At 66.9% G+C, this 3,620-nt stretch carries 3 protein-coding genes; 1 reads left to right on the forward strand and 2 read right to left on the reverse strand.

Annotation, left to right across the window (positions count from 1 at the left end):
• Both VXC91_RS43470 and VXC91_RS43475 read right to left on the reverse strand, forming a co-directional pair.
• Positions 1–1,443 (reverse strand): IS1182 family transposase (locus VXC91_RS43470; RefSeq protein ID WP_329512871.1); only part of this gene is annotated, 1,443 nt, incomplete at its 3' end.
• Between the two features lie 335 nt (positions 1,444–1,778).
• Entirely contained in the window at positions 1,779–2,483 is a 705-nt protein-coding gene (locus VXC91_RS43475) for a TetR/AcrR family transcriptional regulator (RefSeq protein ID WP_329512872.1), read from the reverse strand.
• A 629-nt stretch (positions 2,484–3,112) separates the two neighbouring features.
• Here VXC91_RS43475 and VXC91_RS43480 point away from each other — a divergent pair.
• The gene (locus tag VXC91_RS43480) at positions 3,113–3,541 is read left to right on the forward strand and encodes an Eco57I restriction-modification methylase domain-containing protein (protein ID WP_329512873.1); all 429 of its coding nucleotides are present in this window, start codon (positions 3,113–3,115) and stop codon (positions 3,539–3,541) included.
• The last annotated feature ends 79 nt before the right edge of the window (positions 3,542–3,620 follow it).

The following is a 3,620-nucleotide window of genomic DNA, read 5'->3' on the forward strand; positions in this document are numbered from 1 at the left end:
CACTAGGTGTGAGGTTCGGGTTGGGCCGAGGGGTGTTTCGGTGAGCCAGGCGTCGAGTCGGATGATGTTGATGGCGGTGGCGGCGAAGATGTGTCCGAGGTGGGTCTTGGGCAGGCCGGTGAAGCGGGTGCGGCGGATCTGGGTGCGGCGGACCGCCTGGGAGATCGTGCCCTCCACGCCGGCGCGGATGTTGTAGCGCTTCTGCCACTCGTCGGTCAGCTGCTCACGGCGCCGGGTTTCCAGGGCCTCCTGCTGGTCTTGGGGGAGCAGGGTGAGGCTGCGGCCCCACTTGCCGTTCGCCGCCTTGGTGCACTTCTCGCGCACGGGGCAACTGCCGCAGTCCTGGGCGGTGAAGTGCACCCGCGCGAGGGGAGTTCCGCTGCTCTTGCGCTGGCAAGACCAGCTGGTGCTGGTCTTGCATTGGGGACAGGTGACCGTGCGGGCCTGCCAGTCGATGGTGAACGCGCTCTGCGCGAAGTGCTCGCCCTGATGGTTGTCGTGGCAGGTGTCCGGCCCGAGGGGCCCCACCAGCTCGATCCCGTATCGGTCCTGGGCGGTGACGATGTGCGCGGCGGTGACATAGCCGGCATCGACGTCGTGCTCGGCAGGCAGTAACTCCCGTGCGGCCAGGCCCTGATGGACGGTCTCGGTAACGTCGGTGTCGGCGACCGTCGCGTCCGTGGTGATCACCTGGGTGATCAGGTGCGGGGCGTCCAACTCGCAGGTCTCAGACAGATGGGTCTTGTAACCGCACCAGCCTGAGCCCCGCTTTATGCTGTAGCGGGCGTCGGGGTCATAGGGCGAGGAGAGCCGGCATCTGCCCGGCGGGAGGTCCTTGCCCTCCCGCCAGTGCACCCCCTCGCCATCGCGGTGGTACTGCTCCACCCAGGCCCGGCGCAGGACCTGGACGGCGGGGATCTCCCGCAGCCAGCCCGGAGAGCCGGGAGCGAAGGCGGCCTCAAGGATCGTGAAGCCGTCACGGCCTACCTGCTCGGCCCACTCCTGGCGCACGTTCTCCCCCTTGGCAAAGCGGTAGGAGTCGATCCGGGCACCGTAGCGTCTGACCCAGTCCGCGGTGACCAGCGCGGACAGCCACTGCGGGGCCGCCGCCGACAGGGCCTCCAGGGCAGCCCGTAGGGTCTCGCCCACGAACTCCATCCGGTTCAACGTCCGCACCGCCGCGAGCACGTGGGTGGAGTCGGTCCGCTGACGGCCCCCCGCGCGCAGCAGCCCGAGCCCGGAGATCCGCTCAAGGACCAGGTCCAAGACCTTCTCCTCCAGGCCGTGCTCGATCAGCCGGGCACGGAAGTCGCAAAGAACGCAGAAGTCGAACCCCGGGTCGTCCAGCTCAAGACCGAGGAGGAACTTCCAGTCCATCCGGGCCCTCACCTGGTCAGCGGCCTGCCGGTCGGTGAGCCCTTCGGCATACTGCAGCACCGACACCAGCGCCAATGCCCCGGGCGAGACTGCCGGCCGCCCCGTCCAGGGAAAGCCTCGGCGAACGACTCGTCCTCGAACAGCGGACCGAGCGCCTCACGAACACGGACCGCAAGCGTCCCCTTCGGGAACGAAGCCCGCACCACCCGCGCAGTCAGCTCCGGCACTCCGCGATCAGCCCACGGCTCCAGCGACATCCAGCCCCACCCTCGATCGGCGAACAGGCCGATCATGACAGCCCCGCACACTCGTCATCACCAGTCTGCGGATTTCCCAACGGAGTCCTGAAGCAGGGGGATTCTGCAAGAGTCTCGGTAAGCCGACTGGTTCGCCGCGGGGGGTCACTGCCCTTCGTGACATTCCTGACATTCGTGCTCGGGGCATTCGATGGTGGTCAAGGCCTCATCGACCTGCAGGGGGGTCAGCGGCGGTTCCGGCAGGGGGTGGGCACAGCCCGCCCGGAAGCCGTCCAGCATGAAGTGCAGGTGGCGGCGCCAGGCCTGGGGGGCGACGCTGCGGGTGGCCTGGATGATGCCTACCTGGGACCAGATGACAAAGGCGGCGTCTTCCGGGGTGGCGTCGGCACGGACGAATCCCTGCTCCTGGGCGGCCCGGAAGACCTGAGCGCCCAGCTTTCTCGCTCGGCCGACCAACTCCCCGCCGATCACATGGGCGGGGAGCCTGGCGGAGAGCAACTCGTGGAGGGCGCGGTCACAGGCCTGAAGTTCGCACAGCCGCTCGAGATAATGGCAGAAGCCCTGCCAGGCGTCGTCCATGGCGACGGCCTCTTCGACGGCGGCGACCAGTTCGGCGAACTTCGCGGTGAAGAGCTCTTCCACCAGAGCGAGCCGGGTGGGGAAGTGCCGATAGACCGTTCCGATCGCAACGCCGGCCTGGCGAGCCACCCCCTCCAGGGACGCGTCGAGGCCCTCCCGTGCGAAGGCCTCACGGGCGGCGGCCACGATCGCGTCCCGGTTGCGCTGAGCGTCACGCCGCAGCGGCTTGACCGCCGCCTTGGGCGCGGGCGGAAACGGACGAGGGCTCATGGAGCCAACGTAACATGAGGGGCTCCTCGAAAACGGGTGCGCGGCAGTGTGCCCGCACACACCGCACCGCTCCGAAGCGGCCGCCCGTACGGACCTGGCACCGCGACAGGGCGTGGGGCTATAGGCTCGTTGGGTGGAAACTCAGAGTCTCTTCGAAGTCGACGCCAGCGACCTGCCGCTACCCACTTCTTGCAGGTGGCTGTGCAGCACGGAGAGGTGTTCACTCGACGCTGGGTCGTAGAGACGATCTTGGATCTGGTCGGATACACAGATGACCTGAACCTCGCCGACATGCGGATAGTGGAACCTGCCTGCGGACAGGCCGCCTTCCTCGCCCCCCATGGTGGCGCGCCTGAGTGCCTCCTGTCGGAGTCGGGGGCGGTCCCTGCTCGACGCCAGTGACGCAATCGAAGCGTTCGACCTGCTCGAACGGAATATCGAGCACAGTAGGGCTGTCATCACCGAACAACTCCTCGGCGACGGGTGGAGCGCGCCAGACGTCGAGAAGGTCGTCCACTCATGGGTGAAGCACGGGGACTTCCTTCTTCAGGAGCCGAGTCCAGGCACCGCGGATTTTGTGGTGGGTAACCCGCCGTACATCCGACTGGAGGACGTACCTGACGAGCAGCATGAAGGCCTATCGTCAGGCGTGCCCCACCACGGAGGGCCGGGCTGACATCTACATCGGCTTCTACGAGGCTGGCCTGCGAAAGCTGAGGCAGGACGGGAAGCTTGGCTTCATCTGCGCGGATCGCTGGATGAGGAACCAGTACGGCCGTGGCCTACGCCAGCTCGTGACCCGTAGGTACAGCATGGACCTCGTCCTCACAATGCATGACGTAGATGCCTTCGAAGAACAGGTCTCGGCATACCCTGCCATCACTGTCATCAGTCGTGGTGCTCAGGGCGCAGCCATCGCGGCGGACGCGACCGGTGCCTTCGATGCCGAGGCGGCGCGCCACTTCCGTGCGTGGATCGCGGAACCGAGCCAAGACCTCATCAAGGCATCGAGTTACCACGCCGCTCGTCTTCCGCACTGGTTCCCAGGTAAGGACTGATGGCGTCCCGCTTGGTGCAACACCGTGACTCTGTTGGCGATCTTGTGAGGGGTGCTGACGCGACGTCTGTTCTGCGGTT

Origin of the sequence: Streptomyces chiangmaiensis, assembly GCF_036281785.1 — a bacterium.
In the GTDB taxonomy this organism is placed as follows: Bacteria; Actinomycetota; Actinomycetes; order Streptomycetales; family Streptomycetaceae; genus Streptomyces; species Streptomyces chiangmaiensis.